We start from the raw sequence: 17,422 nt of genomic DNA on the forward strand, positions 1-17,422 counted from the left end.
AAGTCTTGCCCCGCATTGGTTCCTTCCCCGTGACAACAGAACCAATCCACTACCGCCAACGACGCGAACCACTGCCCAAGACACGGCCACGACCAGCAAGAACACCCACAAACCGCACTTTGTTGGCGCTGTGGATGATGCGCAGGCTCTTTGGATCATTCATGTCCGATTTGCGGCAATAATTCCAGCTACCGCACCACCCCGTTGCGGTCCAACAGTCAAAGGATTTGCACGTGCCGGTTATAAAGGTGACAAACGCGCGGATGGTGTGTTGCCTCTCGGCGACTGCTTGCGGAGCGTCATCTAGGCAGATGCTGGGTGACACGGGTGATGTGAAGAGGTAGGGGATTACAGTGGCGCAAGGTTTTAACGAGATCTTCGCTGCCAAGGAGCGGAAGGTCACGAGCCCTGATGGGAAGATCGTGGTCACTCTGGCTGGCGGAGCAATTACTGATGTCGATATCGCGACAGGGGCGTCCTCGCGATATCGGGAATCCGATCTTGAATCTCAGATCGTTTTGTTGATCAAGCTGGTCATCGTTGCTCGCAAAAGGTCGCGGCGCGAGGCCCTCGTGGAAAGCCTGGGTCATGACCCGATTCCTGTCAAAGGGAAAGACTCGAAGTCTTTCGCTTGGAGGAAGAACACATGAAAAACATCGGTCTTGGGTGCTGGTGACCGCAGGATTGGTTCTGATAGCTGGCGGCGCGACCGGATGCTCGGGCGGCGATGCGTCCAAATCCGCCGTCGCGGCGATCGTGCCGTCCGTCGGCTTGGGCTGGAGATCACCGGCGACGGTGCCGTCATTGGCGATGGCGATCGCCGTGACTTTTCCCGAACCGTGGGGCGCCTTCAGAATCTGGAAGTTCCCGTCGGCGTATTTCCACGACGTGTCGCCGTTACTCATGACCTGTCCCGAGTCATTGACGTCGACGTGCGCTACCCGTCGCGCGACCGGGTTGGTGACCGCGGAGAAATGGCCGTGAGGCAGCACCCCGAAGGCGCTGGGAAAGTGCGGCAGCGTGCCAACGATGTAGGAGCCGTCGGGGCTCACCGCGGTGACCTTCAAGGGAGCATCTATCGGGCCCCACCGATCTCGATCCTGATCGCATTCCCATACGACGCGCGGGTGGAACGCGAGGCTCACACCCAGCGTGACGCGTGTGGACGGCGGCACTCTCGCCAGCACCAGCAGGGCAGGGGCGGGTGTGAGGCCGTTGTAAGGATTGGGAGGCCATTTGCCAAGGGCGATAAGGAATCCCCGCCAGGTCATCACTAGATCGGGGAGCGTTCGTCAAGCTTGTCGTCACGGACGTGGAAACGCGCGCCGACGCGGTGCCCACCTTGCTGGTTGCTCTGTCTGGATTGAGCCACGGTCCCGTCATCTTGGGTGCCAGCCAGTGACTCGGCCTCAGCGGTCCACTTAGGTATTGGTTCATGTAGGTGGGTTCCCGCGAGGCCGCAACCATGATCGATTGATCTGGTCGCTGAATCTGCTACCCCAAAAGGTCGTTGACCGAACCCGCGAAACGGACGCACCTGGACCTGCTCACGTGAGCCATGGCGTCGCGCGATCTCGTCTTGTCCGGACGTTGAAGGACGGCGAGGCGACAGCAGCAGGCCCCACGCGATCTTGGAATCCGGGGACAAAGACGCCACGACGTAATCCGGAAAACCCGTTGGGACTGGTCCCCAAGGGCCGGCGCTTCAATGCCCATCCGACCTGACAGTCACACCGGAGAGAACCGTTCCACTATCGAAAGAGAAGCCATGAACAAGATGTTCACCGCTGTGCTCATTGGCCTCGCGGCCGCCGGTCTGGCAGCGACTGGCTCGGTCGCTCTGGCGGACACAGTGACGACCGAATCGCACGGCGATCCGCAGCCTCGGCAGACGCTCGGCGTGGGCGGTGTGGAGACTCCGCCGGACGCGAACCTCGTTAAGGATCAAGATTCCCTGTACACGATCGATTCCGGCGGCACGGCGGACGACCCCGAGGTCTATGACTGCCAGGGCAACACCGTTGTCGGCGGCATAGAGGTCAAGGTCGACAACGTGGTGGTGCAGAACTGTCGGGTCGACGCCCAGCAGCAGTACGGCATCTTCTCGGACAACAGCAACAACGTCACGATCCAGAACAACGACATCAAGGGCGTGATGAACGACGGCGACGGTGACGGCGACCTGAACGCCATCACGTTCTTCGGCAACGGAACCAAGATCCTTTACAACACCGCCATCGACTTCGTGGACGGCGACCCGGGCGACAGCCACACCGACTTCATCCAGACGTGGGTGTCGGACTCGCACCCCATCGCCAGCGACGACGTGGAGGTGCGCAACAACAAGGCCACCGGCCCGAAGAACCCGGACCATGACAACAGCATCCCGAGCATCCACCAGTTCGTGATGGCCGAGGATTACGGCTGCGGCGGCAACTCCGGCGGCGACACCGATGGCATGAAGAACTGGATCGTGGCGGACAACGAGGTCGGCGACAGTTGGAACCAGGCCATCAAGGTGGACGGGCCGGACAACGTGGCGATCACCCGCAACGACTTCGTGGGCTCCTCGGACAAGGTCATGGAGGTCACCGACGAATCGTCCGACGCGAAGTTCTACAGCGACAACAAGGTCGGCTCGGACTACGGGGAGGTCGGTATGGACATCACCCCGGGCGATGGGCCCGCCTGATGGATCACCGTTCGGCCGAGGGCCACCTTGTTCGAGGTGGCCCTCGGCCGGACGGCTGCCGCGTTTCGGCGGGGTGGAGCGTCAGGGGGCGACGGTGCTCAGACGACGTCGAATTCGTTGCCTTCGGGGTCGTGCATGGCAGCGGCGTAGTGCCCCATGTCGGGTTCATCGCTTATCCGCAGCACGGTCGCGCCAGCCTTGACCAGCCGCCCCACCTCGGCCTTGACCCGTGGTGCGCGGACGTCCAGCGGGACGTCGCGGCCCCCGCCGACCTTCAGGTCGAAGTGCCACCGGTTCTTGGCAACCTTCGGCTCCGGAACCTGCTGGAACCACACCCTCGGCCCACGTCCCTCCGGATCGATGATCGATTCCGGAATGTCCCCGGCACCGGCCGGCAGCTCTGCCTCGGGCACCCCCAGCGCCGCCCAGTAAGCACGCCACGTGGGGTGCCCGCCCGGTGGAGGCTCAGGCACGTAGCCCAGGGCCTCGGCCCAGAAAGCCACCATCGCCTGCGGGTCGGAGCAGTCGATCGTCACTGGACTGTCATCTCCATGCCCGCAGCATCCCAAACAGGTCCGACACGCGACCCACCGATCAAGAGTGCCGGCGCGGGTTGGCGGGGCTGGGGGCCGCCCGGGACGGGAGGTCGTCGGTCTGCTTCGGTAGCCGGATCTCGTTGGCGGGCAGGCGTTGCGGGGGCGTGAGCCGGGCATGCAGGAACCAGGCGAGGGCGGCGGCGGCAACGCAGATGGCGGCCGAGATCCACAGCACCGTGGTGTAGCCGTCCGCCGTTGGTTGGTCGTTGTCGGTGACGTGGGCGGCCAGGATGGTGGCGGTGAGGGCGCTGCCCGTGGAGTAGCCGGTGAAGCGGACCACCTGGTAGAAGCCCATGGCGCTGCCCGTCTCGCCTGCGGGGACGGCTTGGGCGATCAAGCCGGGGATCGCGGCGAAGGTGGTGCCCAGTCCCACTCCCAGCAGACCCGTCATGACGAAGGCCTGCCACAGGGCGTCGTGGAAGGCGGCGAAGAATCCGCAGCCCAGGGCGGCCACGAGGCACCCCAGCGTCAGCACCATTCGGACTCCTACGCGTGGCACCAGGGTCGGCAGGGCGCGGGAGCTGCTCAGCATGAAAAAGGACAGTGGAATGAGGACGAGGCCGGCGACGACGGCCGATGCGGAGAATCCGAATCCGCCCGAGCGCGGGGATTGGACGAACTCCGTCACCCCCGACAGCACCATGTACATCGCGGCGCCGAGCACCATGGCGCACACGTCGCCGGAGAGCACGGATGGGTGGCGCAGCAGACGCAGCTGGACCAGCGGGTTGCCGGCGTGCAGTTGCTGGACGGTCCAGGCCGCGAAGAGCACTGCCCCGGCGGCCAACAGGCCGATGATCGCGGGCGTTCCCCAACCCCACTGGGTTCCCTCCGCCACCGCCACCAGTGTGGTGACCAGCGCGAGCGCGAGCAGCACGGTGCCGACCCAGTCGAGCCGGTGGGGGCCGCCGCGCCCTGCGCTCGACGGTACGACCGCGGCGACGCAGATCAGCGCGAAGCCGGACACGATCGCGCCGAACCAGTACGCGCCAGCCAATCCCCATGCCTCGGCGATCAGCCCGCTGATCGGGTAGCCGGCGCCGAGGCCGGCCGCCGACGACACCGACAACAGCGCGATCATCGGCGGCACCGAGGCCCGGGGCAGTTCGTCGCGAGCGATGGCCATCGCCAATGGCGCCAGCCCGAGCCCGACGCCTTGTAGTCCGCGGCCGACGATCAACATCTCCACGTCGCCCGCCAGCGCGGCCGCGACACCGCCCGCCGTGACCACGGCCAAGCCGCCGAGCATCGTCGCCCGCCGCCGCGGGCCGTCGCCGAGCCGTCCCAGGACCGGGGAACTCGCCGCGCCGACGAGCAGCGCCACCGTCAGCGACCACTGTGCCGTGCTCAGCGGCTCGTGAAAATCGCGAGCGACGGTGGGGATCAGCGGAGCACCGAACGAGCTGATGATGCTGGAGACCAGTGTGGCCAGCACCAGCACCGGTCCGATCAGCGCGCTGCGACGGCTCTCGGTCATTGTCGCGCTCCGTCGGGTCGGCCGATGTCCATGACAGCTCCTCGCGTAAGTGCGTGTGGATTGCACGCATCTCGAACGCTACCCGCATTGCGTGCGTTTCGCACGTATCATTGGTGGATGGCGAACGCGGGACTGGCACGCGAACTGGAGCAGGCCCTGGGGCAGCTACTGCTGCGGCGCAACAGGAGCGCGCTCTACGACGCGATCCTCGACTCGGCGCCGCCGGGCGTCGATCGTCAGACCTACTCGGTGCTGAGCGGGTTGGCTCGGCTCGGTCCGCGATCGGCGGCGCGGCTGGCCGACGAGGTCGGTATCGACCGATCAGGCGCGAGCCGCTATGCCGACCGGCTCGAAGCCGCGGGCCTGCTCGAGCGCGGTTCCGACCCCAGCGACGGCCGGGCCACCCTGCTCGCGTTGACGCCCAAGGGCCGCGCCGCGGTCGCCGAGCTCCGCAACGCGCTGACCCGGCACCTCGCGGGCCGGATCGCGGACTGGCCCGATGGGCAGGCGCGGGCGCTGATCGACGGTATTCGCCTGCTCGTCGACCCGCCCCGGGATTGAATCCGCCCGCACCTGGACCCGGTTATCTCGCCCAACGGCTCAGGGACGGCGCGGTGCCGACGAGGATGACCGATCGCCAAGATCGGGATGCGTCAACAGCCGCTCGTCCCGCCCGCTTGCCTCCACATGAGACCGATGGGTCGGGCCAAACCTGCGGCCGGGCGGCTCACCGCTCAAGAAGCGGGCGCCCATCTCGTTCTCGCCGCACCCAACGGGCACCCGTCCGAAGCATGTCGGCGACGGCTATCGCGAGGCCGTCGAGGCGCGTTTGACCAATGTGGGCTGGTAGACGACCTGGCGCGGGGCGAAGCCGGGGTCGCCGTCGGCCTCGGACAGCAGGAGGTCGATGGCGGTCTCGCCGATCAGCCGGGCGGGCTGGCGTATCGAGGTGAGGGGGACGATCGCGGCTTGGACGAAGTCGATGTCGTCGTAGCCCACGAGCATCACGTCTTCGGGGACGCGCAGGTTGCCCGCGAGAATGAGCTCCTGTAGGACGCCGAGGGCGAGCAGGTCGTTGGCGGTGAACACCGCGTCGGGGCGGGCGGACGCGTTGCGGCCGAGGAGGTCCAGGACGGCGTGGCGGCCGGCCGGAACGGACAGCTCCGGGGTGTCGATGACCTCGAAGCGGACTCCATTGTGCTCGGATACGGCCTTTCTGGCGCCCGTGAGGCGGTCGCTCACCTGCCGGATGCTCATCGGACCGCCGACGAAGGCGATGTGGCGGCGGCCCTGCTCGATCAGATGGCGCACGGCGAGTTCGCCGCCCGCGACGTCGTTGACCGACACGCTGGAGACGCTGGTGTCGGGCAGCGCGCGGTCGACGAGGACCACCGGGATGCCGCGGGAGCGCAGGCGCTCCACCGAGGGCCGGGCGTCGACGACCGGGGACAGCAGGACGCCGCGAACCCGCTGTTCCTCGAACAGCGCCACCTGGGTCCGTTCGCGGTCGGTGTTTTCCCGGCTGTCGGTGACCAGGACGGTGATCCCGGCGGTGACCGCCTTGTCCTCGGCGCCGCGGATCAGGTCGCCGAAGAACGGGTTGCCGACGTCCAGCACGACCAGGCCGATGCTGCGGCTCTGCCCGGCGCGCAGTTGCCGCGCGGCTCCATTGCGGACGTAGCCGAGCCGATCGATGGCCCACTGGACGCGCTCGATCGTGGCCCCCGAGACCCGGTCGGGTCTGTTGAGGACGTTGGACACCGTGCCGGGCGAAACGCCCGCCAGGGCGGCGACGTCCTTCACGCTGACTACGCCCACGTCCGGAGCACCTTCCTGCGGGAGGACCCGCGTCGACGGGCAATTGTATCGATTTACTTATGCTGGCCAATGAGCCTCCGCTCCCCGATAGGAAAGTTTTCCGAAGGCATTGACTCGCGAATCGGTCTACCGTAACCTACCCCACAGATTGAATTAAATCGATTTAACGATCTTGTGGAGTCCGCCCATGGCGACCCAGCCCCCGCACGAGCCCTTCCGACCATCCCCCGGCGACCCGCCGCTGTTGGAGCTGCGCAGCGTCGCCAAGTCCTTCGGCTCCGTCGCCGCCCTGAGGTCGATGGACCTGACCGTCGATCGTGGATCGATACACGGGTTGATCGGGGAGAACGGCGCCGGCAAATCGACCCTGGTCAAGATCGTCGCCGGGGTGCACTCCCGGGACCGCGGCACGTTGACGGTCGACGGAGACTCGGTCGACTTCGGCTCCGCCGCGCGAGCCAAGGACGCCGGAATCGCCGTCATCTACCAGGAACCGACGCTCTTCGGCGACCTGAGCGTCATGGAGAACATCTTCATGGGACGGCAACCGGTGACGCGCCTGCGACGCCTTGACCGCGCCGCGATGCGGCGCGACGCGCGGGCCCTGTTCCGGCGGCTCGGGGTCGCGATGGACCCGGACCGGCCCACCCTCGGCCTGTCCATCGCCGACCAGCAGATCCTGGAGATAGCCAAGGCGATCTCCATGGAAGCCAAGCTGCTCGTCATGGACGAACCCACCGCGGCACTCAGCGGGATCGAAGTGGACAGACTGTTCGCCATCGCGCGGGCGCTGCGGGACGAGGGGCGGGGCCTGGTGTTCATCTCGCACCGCTTCGACGAGATCTTCGACCTGTGCGACCGGGTGACGGTGATGCGGGACGGGTCCTATGTGTCCACCCATCGCACCGACGAGGTGACGTCGGCCGAGCTCGTCGCCGAGATGGTGGGGCGCGAGGTGGAGACGATGTTCCCCAGGTCCGAACGCGAGGGCCGCGGGGAGGTCGTCCTGCGGGTGGAGGGCCTGAGCAGGCGGGGCACCTTCGCCGACGTGTCGCTGACCATCCACTCCGGAGAGATCGTCGGGTTGGCGGGGCTGGTGGGGGCGGGGCGCAGCGAGGTCGCCCGCGCGGTGTTCGGCGTCGACGACTACGACACCGGACGGGTCGGCGTCTCCGGTTCGCCGCTGCGGAAGGGAAATCCGCGATCCGCCATCCGCGCCGGGGTCGCCTTCGTGCCCGAGGACCGCCGAGAGCAGGGACTCCTGGTGGACCTGTCGCTGGCCCGCAACATCGCCCTGGTGTTGCGGCGCAAGCTTTCGGCGTGGGGCCTGATTCGCCGGGTCGGCGAGGATTCCCTGGCCGCCGGCTGGGCGCGCACCCTCCAGATCAAGGCGCGGGACCTGGACGTCGAGGCCGGGACGTTGTCGGGCGGCAACCAGCAAAAGGCGGTCATCGCCAAATGGATGGCCACCGAACCGCGGCTCCTGATCATCGACGAACCCACCCGCGGCATCGACGTCGGCACCAAGATCGAGGTCCACCGCCTGCTGGACAAGCTGGCGGGCGAGGGCCTGGCCATATTGATGATCTCCAGCGAACTTCCCGAGGTGTTGGGCATGAGCGACCGGGTCTACGTGATGTGCGAGGGCCGCGTCACCGGCGAGTTCGCCCGCCACGAGGCCACCAGCGAGGCCGTCATGACCGCCGCGACCACACTGGAGGCGGCTCGATGAGCGTCGCCCCCACATTCGCCAAACGCGACTGGCCGCTGATGCTGGTGCGGCGCAGGGAATTCGGTGTCGTCGCGGCGGTCGTCGTCCTGGTCACCGTCACGACCGTGATCAACCCCGGTTTCGCCATCGGCTCCGACGGCTTCCGCAACCTGCTGTTGACGCCGTCGCTGCTGGTGATCCTGGCCGTGGCGCAGGCGATCGTGATCATCACCAAGAACGTCGATCTGTCGGTCAGCGCGGTGCTCGGGTTGACCGCGTACGCCACCGGCCTGCTGTTCACCGACGTTCCCGGCGCCCCGCTGCCGTTGGTGGTCGTCGCGGGCATCGGCCTGGGCGCGGTATTGGGCGCCGTCAACGGTTTCCTGGTGAGCGTGGCCCGCGTGCCGTCGTTGGTGATCACCCTGGGAACCCTCTACATCTACCGCGGGATCGACGTCGCCTGGGCCGGGTCCGACCGGATCAACGCCACGGACCTCCCGTCCCAGTTCACCGCGCTCGGCACCGCCTCCCTTCTGGGCATACCGGTGATGTCCATCGTGGCCGTCGCCGTCGTGGCGATCGCGGCCTACGTGATGAGCCAAACCCGTGCGGGGCGCCAGATGTACGCGATCGGCTCCAACGGCTACGCCGCGCAGCTGTACGGGCTCGCGGTGCGGCGCACGGTATTCATCGGCTTCGTGGCCTCGGGGACGCTGGCCGGGCTGGCCGGTGTGCTGTTCGCCGCCCGGTACGCCACGGTCAGCTCCAACGCCGGCTTCGGCATGGAGCTACAGGCCGTGGCCGCCGCGGTCCTCGGGGGAGTGGCCATTGTGGGCGGAATCGGCACGGTGCTCGGCGCCGCCCTGGGCGCGGTGCTGCTGACGACCATCAGTCGGGCCCTGCCGACGCTGGGAATCGGCGACTTCTGGCAGCAGGCGGTGTTGGGCGCGTTGATCATCGGCGCGATCGTGCTCGATCGGGCCATCGCCGCCAGACAGGCCCGACGTCTGCGTTCCGCGCATGCCCGGGCGGCGGCGGTCGCGCGAAAGGAGCCGGTGTCGTGACAACCACAATGGATGCCAGCCGCCGGACCCCCGCCGCGCGCCCCGTCGCCGCCCGGGCCAGGTCCCTTCTGCTGGGACGCGACGCCGCGGTGATCGTCCTGCTGGTCGCGGTGTGGCTCATCGGGTCGGTGAGCGTGGACAACTTCGCCAAACCCAACACCGTCTACTTTCTGCTCCTGGACGTGCTGCCGATCGTGCTGATCGCGCTGCCGATGACCATGGTCGTGATCGCCGCCGAGATCGATCTGTCGGTGGCCAGCATGCTCGGTCTGTCCAGTGTGATCGTCGGCGTGCTGTTCCAGCACGGCTGGCCGGTGTGGGCCGCCGCCGTCGTCGCCCTGGGGATCGGGGCCGTGGGTGGCGCGCTCAACGGCTTCCTGGTGGCCACCGTCGGGCTGCCGTCCCTGGCGGTCACGGTGGCGACCCTGGCCCTGTTCCGCGGCATCGCCGTCGGCCTCTTGGGCACCAAGGCCGTCACCGGATTCCCCGAGAGCTACAAGGACCTGGCCAGCGACCGGCTGTTCGGCCCCGGCACCGCGATACCGGCGGTGCTGCTCGTGTTCGTGGTCCTGGCGATCGGCTTCGGCGTGCTGCTGCACTTCACCGCCTTCGGCCGCGCCACCTACGCCGTCGGCATGAGCGCCGAGACGTCCCGGTTCTCCGGCGTCAACGTGCGGGCGGTGAAGTTCTGGCTGTTCGTGGCCACCGGCGCGGTCTCGGCCCTGGCCGGAATCTACTGGACGCTTCGCTACGGGTCGGCGCGCGGAGACAACGCCGTGGGCCTCGAGCTGACGGTCGTGGCCGCGGTGCTGGTCGGCGGGGTGTCCATTTTCGGCGGACGCGGCGCCATCCCCGGCGTGATCGCCGGCGCACTGCTGATCGGCGCGCTACGCGCCGTGCTGCGGCTGGCCGACGTGTCCGCCGACGCCATCAACATCGCCACCGGCGTGGTCCTGATCGCCTCGGTGGTGTTTCCCCGAATCCTCTCGGGCGTTCGCGGCCGTCGTCGGCGAAGCCGGCGCCGCGGCCTCGAACCCGAGCCGTCCCTCGAATGACCGTCTCCTCCCCGAAAGGCACGACCATGGCACTTCTCAACGCGCGCGGATGGCGGCTTGCCGCCGTCGCCGGTTTGGCGCTGGCCCTGGCGACCGGCACCGCCGCATGCTCCAACGGATCCAAGGGCGACTACGACATCGCCTTCCTGCCCAAGAACCTCGGCAACCCGTACTTCGAGGCCTCCGACAACGCGGCCAAGAAGGCCGTCAAGGACTTCGGCGGCTCCTTCAAGGAGGTCGGGCCCTCCGAGGCCACCGCCGACGGACAGGTCACCTACATCAACACCCTGACCCAGCAGAGCGTCGGCGCGATCGTGTTGTCCGCCAACGACACCAACGCGCTGTGCGACGCGCTGCACGACGCCCGCGACGCGGGGATCAAGGTGGTCACGTTCGACTCCGATGTGGACGCCAAGTGTCGCGACGTCTACGTCTCGGCGTCCTCGCCCAAGCTCATCGCCCGCAACCAGATCGACCTCATCGCCGAGGCGACCGGCGGCAAGGGCGACATCGCGATCCTGTCGGCCACCGCCAACGCGACCAACCAGAACGCGTGGATCGCCGACATGAAGCCGTACCTGAAGTCGAAATACCCCGACATGCACCTGGTGGACGTGGTGTACGGCAACGACGACGACCAGACCTCGTACGACAAGACCGAGGCGCTGCTGTCCAAACACCCGCACCTGGACGGGATCGTCTCGCCCACCACCGTCGGCGTCGCGGCGGCCGCCCGGTATCTGTCCACATCGCAGTTCAAAGGCAAGGTCGCGTTGACGGGCCTGGGAACCCCCAACGACATGCGCAAGTACGTCAAGGACGGAACCGTCACGTCGTTCGCGCTGTGGAACCCCAAGGATCTCGGCGTCCTGGCGTCGTACGCGGCGAAGGCGTTGCTGGACAAGGACATCACCGGCAAGAACGGCGACGACTTCAAGGCAAAGGGTCTGAGCACCAAGGCCACGAAGTTCACCGTGGGTCCCAAGGGCGTGATCACCCTGGGGAAGCCGTTCGTCTTCGACAAGAAGAACATCGACGATTTTGACTTCTAGATAGGAATCCCCATGGCACAGTTCGCCGACATCGCCGCGTCGCTGGAACGCCAGCGCATCGAGTTGCCGTCGTGGGCGTTCGGGAACTCCGGGACCCGGTTCAAGGTGTTCGGATCGCCCGGCACGCCCCGCGATCCGTTCGAGAAGGTCCGTGACGCCGCCAAGGTCCACGAGCTCACCGGTCTAGCGCCCACGATGGCCATTCACATCCCCTGGGACCGGGTGGACGACTACGCCGAGCTGGGCCGCGTCGCCGCCGATCACGGCATCGCTTTGGGCACGGTCAACTCCAACACGTTCCAGGACGACGAGTACAAGTTGGGCAGCCTCACCCACACCGACCCGGCCGTGCGGCGGCGCGCCATCGATCACCACTTCGAGTGCGTCGACATCCTCGAACAGGTCGGTTCCCGTGATTTGAAGGTGTGGCTGGCCGACGGCACCAACTATCCCGGCCAGGGCGACATTCGGCGCCGTCAGGACCTGTTGGCGGAGTCGCTGTCGGAGATCTACCAGCGCCTCGGCCCCGACAAGCGGCTGATCCTGGAGTACAAGTTCTTCGAGCCGGCCTTCTACCACACCGACGTCCCCGACTGGGGCACCGCCTACGCGCACGTCGCCGCGTTGGGGGAGAAGGCGAAGGTGTGCCTGGACACCGGCCACCACGCGCCGGGCACCAACATCGAGTTCATCGTCGCCCAGCTGCTTCGCCTGGACAAGCTCGGCTCGTTCGACTTCAACTCGCGCTTCTACGCCGACGACGACCTGATGGTGGGCGCCGCCGACCCGTTCCAGCTGTTCCGGATCCTGGTGGAGGTGAGGTGCGGCGGCGGGCTCGACGATGAGGACGTGGCGTTCATGCTCGACCAGTGCCACAACATCGAGCCGAAGATCCCCGGCCAGATCCGCAGCGTCCTCAATGTCCAGGAGATGACCGCGCGGGCGCTGCTGCTGGACCTCGAGGCGCTTCGAGCGGCACAAGACGCCGGGGATGTCCTGGGCGCCAACGCGGTCTACATGGACGCCTTCTACACGGACGTCCGCGCCGACCTGGCCGCGTGGCGCCGGGAGCGCGGCCTGCCCGCCGACCCGATGGCGGCCTTCGCCGCCTCGGGCTACCTCGAAACGGTGGCGGCCGAAAGGGTCGGCGGGCAGGCCGCCGGCTGGGGCGCGTGAACCGCCGCAACCATCCACAACCGACAAACGGAGGACAGGCATGACGCACACCGCCGTCACCGAGTTGCTTCAGCGCAGCAACCGGTTGGGCAGCGACCCCGCCAACACCAATTACGCCGGCGGGAACACCTCCGCCAAGGGCCGCCAGGTGGACCCGGTGACGGGCGAGGACGTCGAACTGTTGTGGGTCAAGGGGTCCGGAGGCGACCTGGGCACCCTCTCGGAGCCGGGGCTCGCCGTGCTGCGGTTGGACCGGCTGCGGCAACTGACCAATGTGTTCCCCGGCGCCGACCGGGAGGACGAGATGGTCGGCGCGTTCGACTACTGCCTGCACGGCAAGGGCGGCGCCGCCCCGTCCATCGACACGGCGATGCACGCGCTGGTGGACGCGCCACACGTCGATCACCTGCATCCCGACGCCGGCATCGCGATCGCCACGGCGGCCGACGGACCCGAGCTGACCGAGAGGATCTTCGGGGACCGGGTCGTGTGGGTGCCGTGGCGCAGGCCGGGTTTCCAACTGGGACTGGACATCGCCGACATCCGGCGGCGCCACCCGCGGGCGATCGGGACCATCCTCGGCGGCCACGGGATCACCGCCTGGGGAGACACCAGCACGGAGTGCGAACGAAATTCACTGTGGATCATCCACACCGCCGCCGAGTTCATCGCGGCACACGGCAAACCGGAACCGTTCGGCCCCGCCGTGGCGGGCCACGAGCCGCTGGAGGCCGGGCCGCGCCGCGCCAGGGCGGCGGCCCTGGCGCCGCTGATCCGCAAGCTGGTCTCCACCGACGCGCGCCGGGTCGGGCACTTCACCGACAGCGACGTGGTGCTGGACTTCCTCTCCCGCGCCGAACATCCGCGCCTGGCGCAGCTGGGAACCAGCTGCCCGGACCACTTCCTGCGCACCAAGGTGCGCCCCCTGGTACTGGACTTGCCCGGCATCGCCGACCTGTCCGACATGAAGCGGCGACTGTCCGAACTGCACGAGCGATACCGAACGGACTACGCGGACTACTACCGGCGATACGCCGAGCCCGACTCCCCGGCGATGCGCGGCGCCGACCCGCTGATCGTCCTGGTGCCGGGCATCGGGATGTTCAGCTACGGCAAGGACGCGCAGACCGCCCGGGTGGCGGGGGAGTTCTATGTCAACGCCATCAACGTGATGCGCGGCGCCGAGGCGCTGTCGCGCTACGAACCCATCGACGAGCGCGAGAAGTTCCGCATCGAGTACTGGGCGCTGGAGGAGGCCAAGCTGCGCCGCCTCCCCCGGCCGCGCTCCCACGCCGGGCGCATCGCCCTGGTCACCGGCGCGGCCTCCGGCATCGGCAAGGCCGTGGCCGCGCGGCTGGCCGCCGAGGGCGCCTGCGTCGTCGTCGCCGACCTGGACGCGGACGCCGCCGCCGCGGCCGCGTCCGCTTGGGGCTCAAGCGACGTGGCGATCGGGGTGCGGACGGACGTCACGGACGCCCACCAGGTGCGAGCCGCCGTGGAGCGCGCCGTGCTGCACTTCGGCGGGCTGGACCTGATCGTCAACAACGCGGGGCTGTCGATATCGAAGCCGCTGCTGGAGACCAGCGAGCACGACTGGGATCTTCAGCACGAGGTGATGGCCAAGGGATCGTTCCTGGTGTCGCGCGAGGCGGCGACCATCCTCATCGAACAGGACCTCGGCGGCGACATCGTCTACGTGGCTTCCAAGAACTCCGTGTTCGCCGGCCCCAACAACATCGCCTACTCCGCCGCCAAGGCCGACCAGGCCCACCAGGTGCGGCTGCTCGCCGCCGAGCTCGGGCCGCACGGGATCCGCGTCAACGGCGTCAATCCCGACGGCGTCGTGCGGGGCTCGGGTATCTTCGCCGGTGGCTGGGGGGCGCAGCGCGCGGCCGTGTACGGGGTCCCCGAGTCCGAGCTGGGCGCCTTCTACGCCAAGCGAACCCTGCTGCGCCGCGAGGTGCTGCCCGAACACGTCGCCGCCGCCGTCGCGGTGCTAACCGGCCCGGAACTCGGCCACACCACGGGCACCCACGTGCCGGTGGACGCCGGGATGGCCCCGGCGTTCCTTCGGTAAGGAGACCAGATGCCGGACGCGTTCGCCGCCGTCGACCTGGGCGCCACCAGCGGGAGGGTGATGATCGGCCACGTCACCCCCGAGGCGGTGCGTCTCGATACCGTCTCGCGGTTCCCCAACGGCCCTATCGACACAGTGGACGGTATCCATTGGAACGTCCTGGAGCTGTACCGCCGGGTCGTGGAGGGGCTGAACCTCGCCGCCGAACGGGAGGAGCCGCGCAGCGTCGCGGTGGACTCCTGGGGCGCCGACTACGGGCTTCTGCGCGGCGGACGTCTGCTCGGTTCGCCGTTCCACTACCGGGACGGGCGCAATCCGCCCGCGGCCGAGCGCGCTCACCGGACCGTCCCGTTCGAGAGGATGTACCGCGCGTCGGGGCTGCAGTTCCTGCCGTTCAACACGGTGTATCAGCTCGTGGCGGAGGAAGACGGCGGACTGCTGGACGTGGCCGACCGGCTGTTGATGATCCCCGACCTGATCGGCTACCTGCTCAGCGGCGAGGTCGTGTCCGAGAGCACCAACGCCTCCACCACCGGCCTCATCGACATCGCCACGGGCGAGTGGAACCGCGGCCTGGCCCGCGAACTGTCCATTCCCGACGACATCTTCGCGCCCTTGACGCCGCCGGGCACCCGGGTCGGCGGACTGCGGGCCTCGGTGGGCCTGTCGCGGGCCGTCGAGCTGGTCACCGTCGGCTCGCACGACACCGCCTCGGCGGTGGTGGCCGTCCCCGCCGAAGGCGACGAGATCGCCTACATCTCCAGTGGCACATGGTCCCTCGTGGGACTGGAACTTCCCGGCCCGGTGGTCACCGAGGCCAGCCGCGCGGCGAACTTCACCAACGAATCCGGGGTGGACGGACGGACCCGCTTCCTGCGCAACGTCTCCGGGCTGTGGCTGCTGGACGAGACGATCCGCACCTGGCGGCGCTCCGGACAGGACGTCGATCACGCCGCGCTGCTGGGCGCCGCCGCGGACGTCGACCCGTCCGCCGCGGTCCTGTTCGACGCCGAGGATCCCCGATTCATCCCGCCCGGCGACCTGCCGGCCCGCATCGCCGACTGGTGCGCCGAACACGACGTGCGACCCCCGGCGGGGCGCGCCGAACTGGTCCGCAGCATCCTGGAGTCGCTGGCCGAGGCGTACGCGCGCGCCATCCGCCAGGCCGAGGACCTCACCGGCCGCCACGTCGAAACCGTCCACATCGTCGGCGGCGGCGCGAACAACCGCCTCATGTGCCAGCTGACCGCCGACCGCACCGGCCTGCCGGTGCTCGCCGGCCCGGTGGAGGCCACCGCCCTGGGCAACGTGCTGGTGCAGGCGCGCGCGCTCGGGGCGATCTCCGGTTCCCTGGAGGCGCTGCGTGCCATCGTTTCCCGATCTTTCACACCTATCGGCTACCTGCCGCGCGGCGGTGGCGGATGATCGTCGACGACGACCAAACGATCAACGACGAAGGAGACGCGTGATGCGACGCCGGATGCCCAGGCCGAAGGACATCATGCCCCTGGTGGGGTTTCGCAAGCCCAGGTTCAGCGCCACCAGGCGTCGGCTCGAGTCGGCGGTGACGATCGACGACCTGCGCGACGCCGCCCGCCGCCGCACCCCCAAGGCGGCGTTCGACTACACCGACGGTGCCGCCGAGGCCGAGATCAGTCTGGCGCGCGCCCGGCAGGCGTTCGAGGACATCGAGTTTCACCCCGCGATCCTGCGCGACGTCGCGGAGGTCGACACCGGCTGGGACGTCCTGGGGCGACCGGCGGCACTGCCGTTCGGCATCGCGCCCACCGGGTTCACGCGCTTGATGCAGACCGAGGGCGAGATCGCCGGTGCCCAGGCCGCCGAGGCGGCGGGAATACCGTTCAGCCTGTCCACGCTGGGAACGACATCCATTGAGGACGTGAAGGCCGCCAGCCCGAACGGCCGCAACTGGTTCCAGCTGTACATGTGGAAGGACCGCGACCGCTCGGCGAACCTGATCGACCGCGCGGCCGCGGCGGGAATCGACACGTTGCTGGTCACCGTGGACGCGCCCGTGGCGGGGGCTCGCCTGCGGGACAAGCGAAACGGTTTCTCGATTCCTCCACAGTTGACTCTCAAGACGATGCTCAACATGGCGCGCCAGCCCGCCTGGTGGTTCAACCTGCTGACCACCGAACCGCTGGCGTTCGCGTCGCTGAGCAGGTGGCCCGGGACCGTCGCCGAGTTGTTGGACACGATGTTCGACCCCACCGTCGACTACGAGGACCTGGCGTGGATCAAGCAGCAATGGCCGGGAAAGCTTGTCGCCAAGGGGGTGCAGAGCCTCGGTGACGCCAAGCGGCTCGCCGACGCCGGCGTCGACGGCGTCGTCCTGTCCAACCACGGTGGACGCCAGCTCGATCGCGCTCCCGTCCCGTTCCACCTGCTGCCCGAGGTGGTGCGCGAGGTGGGCGGCGACCTCGAGGTACATGTGGACACCGGGATCATGTCCGGCGCCGACATCGTCGCGGCCGTCGCGCTGGGCGCCCGCTTCACCCTGATCGGCCGTGCGTACCTCTACGGCCTGATGGCGGGCGGGCGCCGCGGTGTCGACCGCACCATCGCCATCCTCGGCGACCAGATCACCCGCACCATGCGCCTCCTCGGCGTCACCTGCCTGGAAGAACTCGAACCCACCCACGTCACCCAACTGCGCCGAGGTCGGGCTTAAACGCCGATCGGG

At 68.3% G+C, this 17,422-nt stretch carries 14 protein-coding genes; 10 read left to right on the forward strand and 4 right to left on the reverse strand.

The genetic code is table 11. The features are described 5' to 3' along the window. Nucleotides 1-299: 299 nt before the first annotated feature. On the reverse strand, nt 300-1,271 hold the full coding sequence (locus VE172_RS15040) for a hypothetical protein (RefSeq protein WP_324802740.1): 972 nt from the start codon (nt 1,269-1,271) through the stop codon (nt 300-302). A gap of 581 nt (nt 1,272-1,852) precedes the next feature. Here VE172_RS15040 and VE172_RS15045 point away from each other — a divergent pair. Next, nucleotides 1,853-2,692 carry a hypothetical protein gene (locus VE172_RS15045; protein ID WP_324802741.1) on the forward strand — a complete coding sequence of 280 codons (840 nt, stop codon included), beginning with the start codon at nt 1,853-1,855 and terminating at the stop codon, nt 2,690-2,692. Nucleotides 2,693-2,790: 98 nt separating this feature from the next. Here VE172_RS15045 and VE172_RS15050 read toward each other — a convergent pair whose 3' ends face one another. Beyond that, nucleotides 2,791-3,198 (reverse strand): VOC family protein, encoded by a 408-nt coding sequence (locus tag VE172_RS15050; RefSeq protein WP_349258396.1) that lies wholly within the window; start codon nt 3,196-3,198, stop codon nt 2,791-2,793. Nucleotides 3,199-3,286: 88 nt separating this feature from the next. Continuing rightward, entirely contained in the window at nt 3,287-4,765 is a 1,479-nt protein-coding gene (locus VE172_RS15055; protein WP_324802743.1) for an MFS transporter, read from the reverse strand. Nucleotides 4,766-4,882: 117 nt separating this feature from the next. Between VE172_RS15055 and VE172_RS15060 the strand changes: the two genes are divergently transcribed. Beyond that, on the forward strand, nt 4,883-5,326 hold the full coding sequence (locus VE172_RS15060; protein WP_324802744.1) for a MarR family winged helix-turn-helix transcriptional regulator: 444 nt from the start codon (nt 4,883-4,885) through the stop codon (nt 5,324-5,326). A 243-nt stretch (nt 5,327-5,569) separates the two neighbouring features. On the opposite strand, the gene VE172_RS15065 is transcribed toward VE172_RS15060, so the two are convergent. Further along, on the reverse strand, nt 5,570-6,583 hold the full coding sequence (locus VE172_RS15065; RefSeq protein ID WP_324802745.1) for a LacI family DNA-binding transcriptional regulator: 1,014 nt from the start codon (nt 6,581-6,583) through the stop codon (nt 5,570-5,572). 187 nt (nt 6,584-6,770) lie between these two features. Here VE172_RS15065 and VE172_RS15070 point away from each other — a divergent pair, with 187 nt between their 5' ends. From VE172_RS15070 to VE172_RS15105, 8 genes are read left to right on the forward strand one after another with little or no spacing between them, the layout of a single operon-like run. Continuing rightward, on the forward strand, nt 6,771-8,315 hold the full coding sequence (locus VE172_RS15070) for a sugar ABC transporter ATP-binding protein (protein WP_324802746.1): 1,545 nt from the start codon (nt 6,771-6,773) through the stop codon (nt 8,313-8,315). Beyond that, nucleotides 8,312-9,358, forward strand: a complete 1,047-nt coding sequence (locus VE172_RS15075) for an ABC transporter permease (protein ID WP_324802747.1) — start codon at nt 8,312-8,314, stop codon at nt 9,356-9,358. The genes VE172_RS15070 and VE172_RS15075 overlap by 4 nt, the downstream gene beginning before the upstream one ends. Continuing rightward, on the forward strand, nt 9,355-10,413 hold the full coding sequence (locus VE172_RS15080) for an ABC transporter permease (RefSeq protein WP_324802748.1): 1,059 nt from the start codon (nt 9,355-9,357) through the stop codon (nt 10,411-10,413). Before VE172_RS15075 ends, VE172_RS15080 begins: the two co-directional genes overlap by 4 nt. A gap of 26 nt (nt 10,414-10,439) precedes the next feature. Next, nucleotides 10,440-11,465 (forward strand): rhamnose ABC transporter substrate-binding protein, encoded by a 1,026-nt coding sequence (rhaS, locus tag VE172_RS15085; RefSeq protein ID WP_324802749.1) that lies wholly within the window; start codon nt 10,440-10,442, stop codon nt 11,463-11,465. A gap of 12 nt (nt 11,466-11,477) precedes the next feature. Beyond that, nucleotides 11,478-12,641, forward strand: a complete 1,164-nt coding sequence (rhaI, locus tag VE172_RS15090; RefSeq protein WP_324802750.1) for an L-rhamnose isomerase — start codon at nt 11,478-11,480, stop codon at nt 12,639-12,641. A gap of 40 nt (nt 12,642-12,681) precedes the next feature. Continuing rightward, on the forward strand, nt 12,682-14,718 hold the full coding sequence (locus VE172_RS15095; RefSeq protein WP_324802751.1) for a bifunctional aldolase/short-chain dehydrogenase: 2,037 nt from the start codon (nt 12,682-12,684) through the stop codon (nt 14,716-14,718). Nucleotides 14,719-14,727: 9 nt separating this feature from the next. After that, nucleotides 14,728-16,143 carry a rhamnulokinase gene (locus VE172_RS15100; RefSeq protein ID WP_324802752.1) on the forward strand — a complete coding sequence of 472 codons (1,416 nt, stop codon included), beginning with the start codon at nt 14,728-14,730 and terminating at the stop codon, nt 16,141-16,143. Nucleotides 16,144-16,186: 43 nt separating this feature from the next. Next, on the forward strand, nt 16,187-17,410 hold the full coding sequence (locus tag VE172_RS15105; RefSeq protein ID WP_324802753.1) for an alpha-hydroxy acid oxidase: 1,224 nt from the start codon (nt 16,187-16,189) through the stop codon (nt 17,408-17,410). Nucleotides 17,411-17,422 lie beyond the last annotated feature (12 nt).

This window comes from Stackebrandtia sp., from assembly GCF_035643755.1.
In the GTDB taxonomy this organism is placed as follows: domain Bacteria; phylum Actinomycetota; class Actinomycetes; order Mycobacteriales; family Micromonosporaceae; genus Stackebrandtia.

Bases quoted from the DNA above. Each gene is read 5' to 3' on its own strand.
- VE172_RS15105 (WP_324802753.1), top strand. From the start codon at position 16,187: ATGCGACGCCGGATGCCCAGGCCGAAGGACATCATGCCCCTGGTGGGG.
- VE172_RS15075 (WP_324802747.1), top strand. From the start codon at position 8,312: ATGAGCGTCGCCCCCACATTCGCCAAACGCGACTGGCCGCTGATGCTG.
- VE172_RS15060 (WP_324802744.1), top strand. From the start codon at position 4,883: ATGGCGAACGCGGGACTGGCACGCGAACTGGAGCAGGCCCTGGGGCAG.
- VE172_RS15040 (WP_324802740.1), bottom strand. From the start codon at position 1,271: ATGACCTGGCGGGGATTCCTTATCGCCCTTGGCAAATGGCCTCCCAAT.
- rhaS (WP_324802749.1), top strand. From the start codon at position 10,440: ATGGCACTTCTCAACGCGCGCGGATGGCGGCTTGCCGCCGTCGCCGGT.
- VE172_RS15055 (WP_324802743.1), bottom strand. From the start codon at position 4,765: ATGACCGAGAGCCGTCGCAGCGCGCTGATCGGACCGGTGCTGGTGCTG.
- VE172_RS15100 (WP_324802752.1), top strand. From the start codon at position 14,728: ATGCCGGACGCGTTCGCCGCCGTCGACCTGGGCGCCACCAGCGGGAGG.
- VE172_RS15070 (WP_324802746.1), top strand. From the start codon at position 6,771: ATGGCGACCCAGCCCCCGCACGAGCCCTTCCGACCATCCCCCGGCGAC.
- VE172_RS15050 (WP_349258396.1), bottom strand. From the start codon at position 3,198: ATGGTGGCTTTCTGGGCCGAGGCCCTGGGCTACGTGCCTGAGCCTCCA.
- VE172_RS15095 (WP_324802751.1), top strand. From the start codon at position 12,682: ATGACGCACACCGCCGTCACCGAGTTGCTTCAGCGCAGCAACCGGTTG.
- rhaI (WP_324802750.1), top strand. From the start codon at position 11,478: ATGGCACAGTTCGCCGACATCGCCGCGTCGCTGGAACGCCAGCGCATC.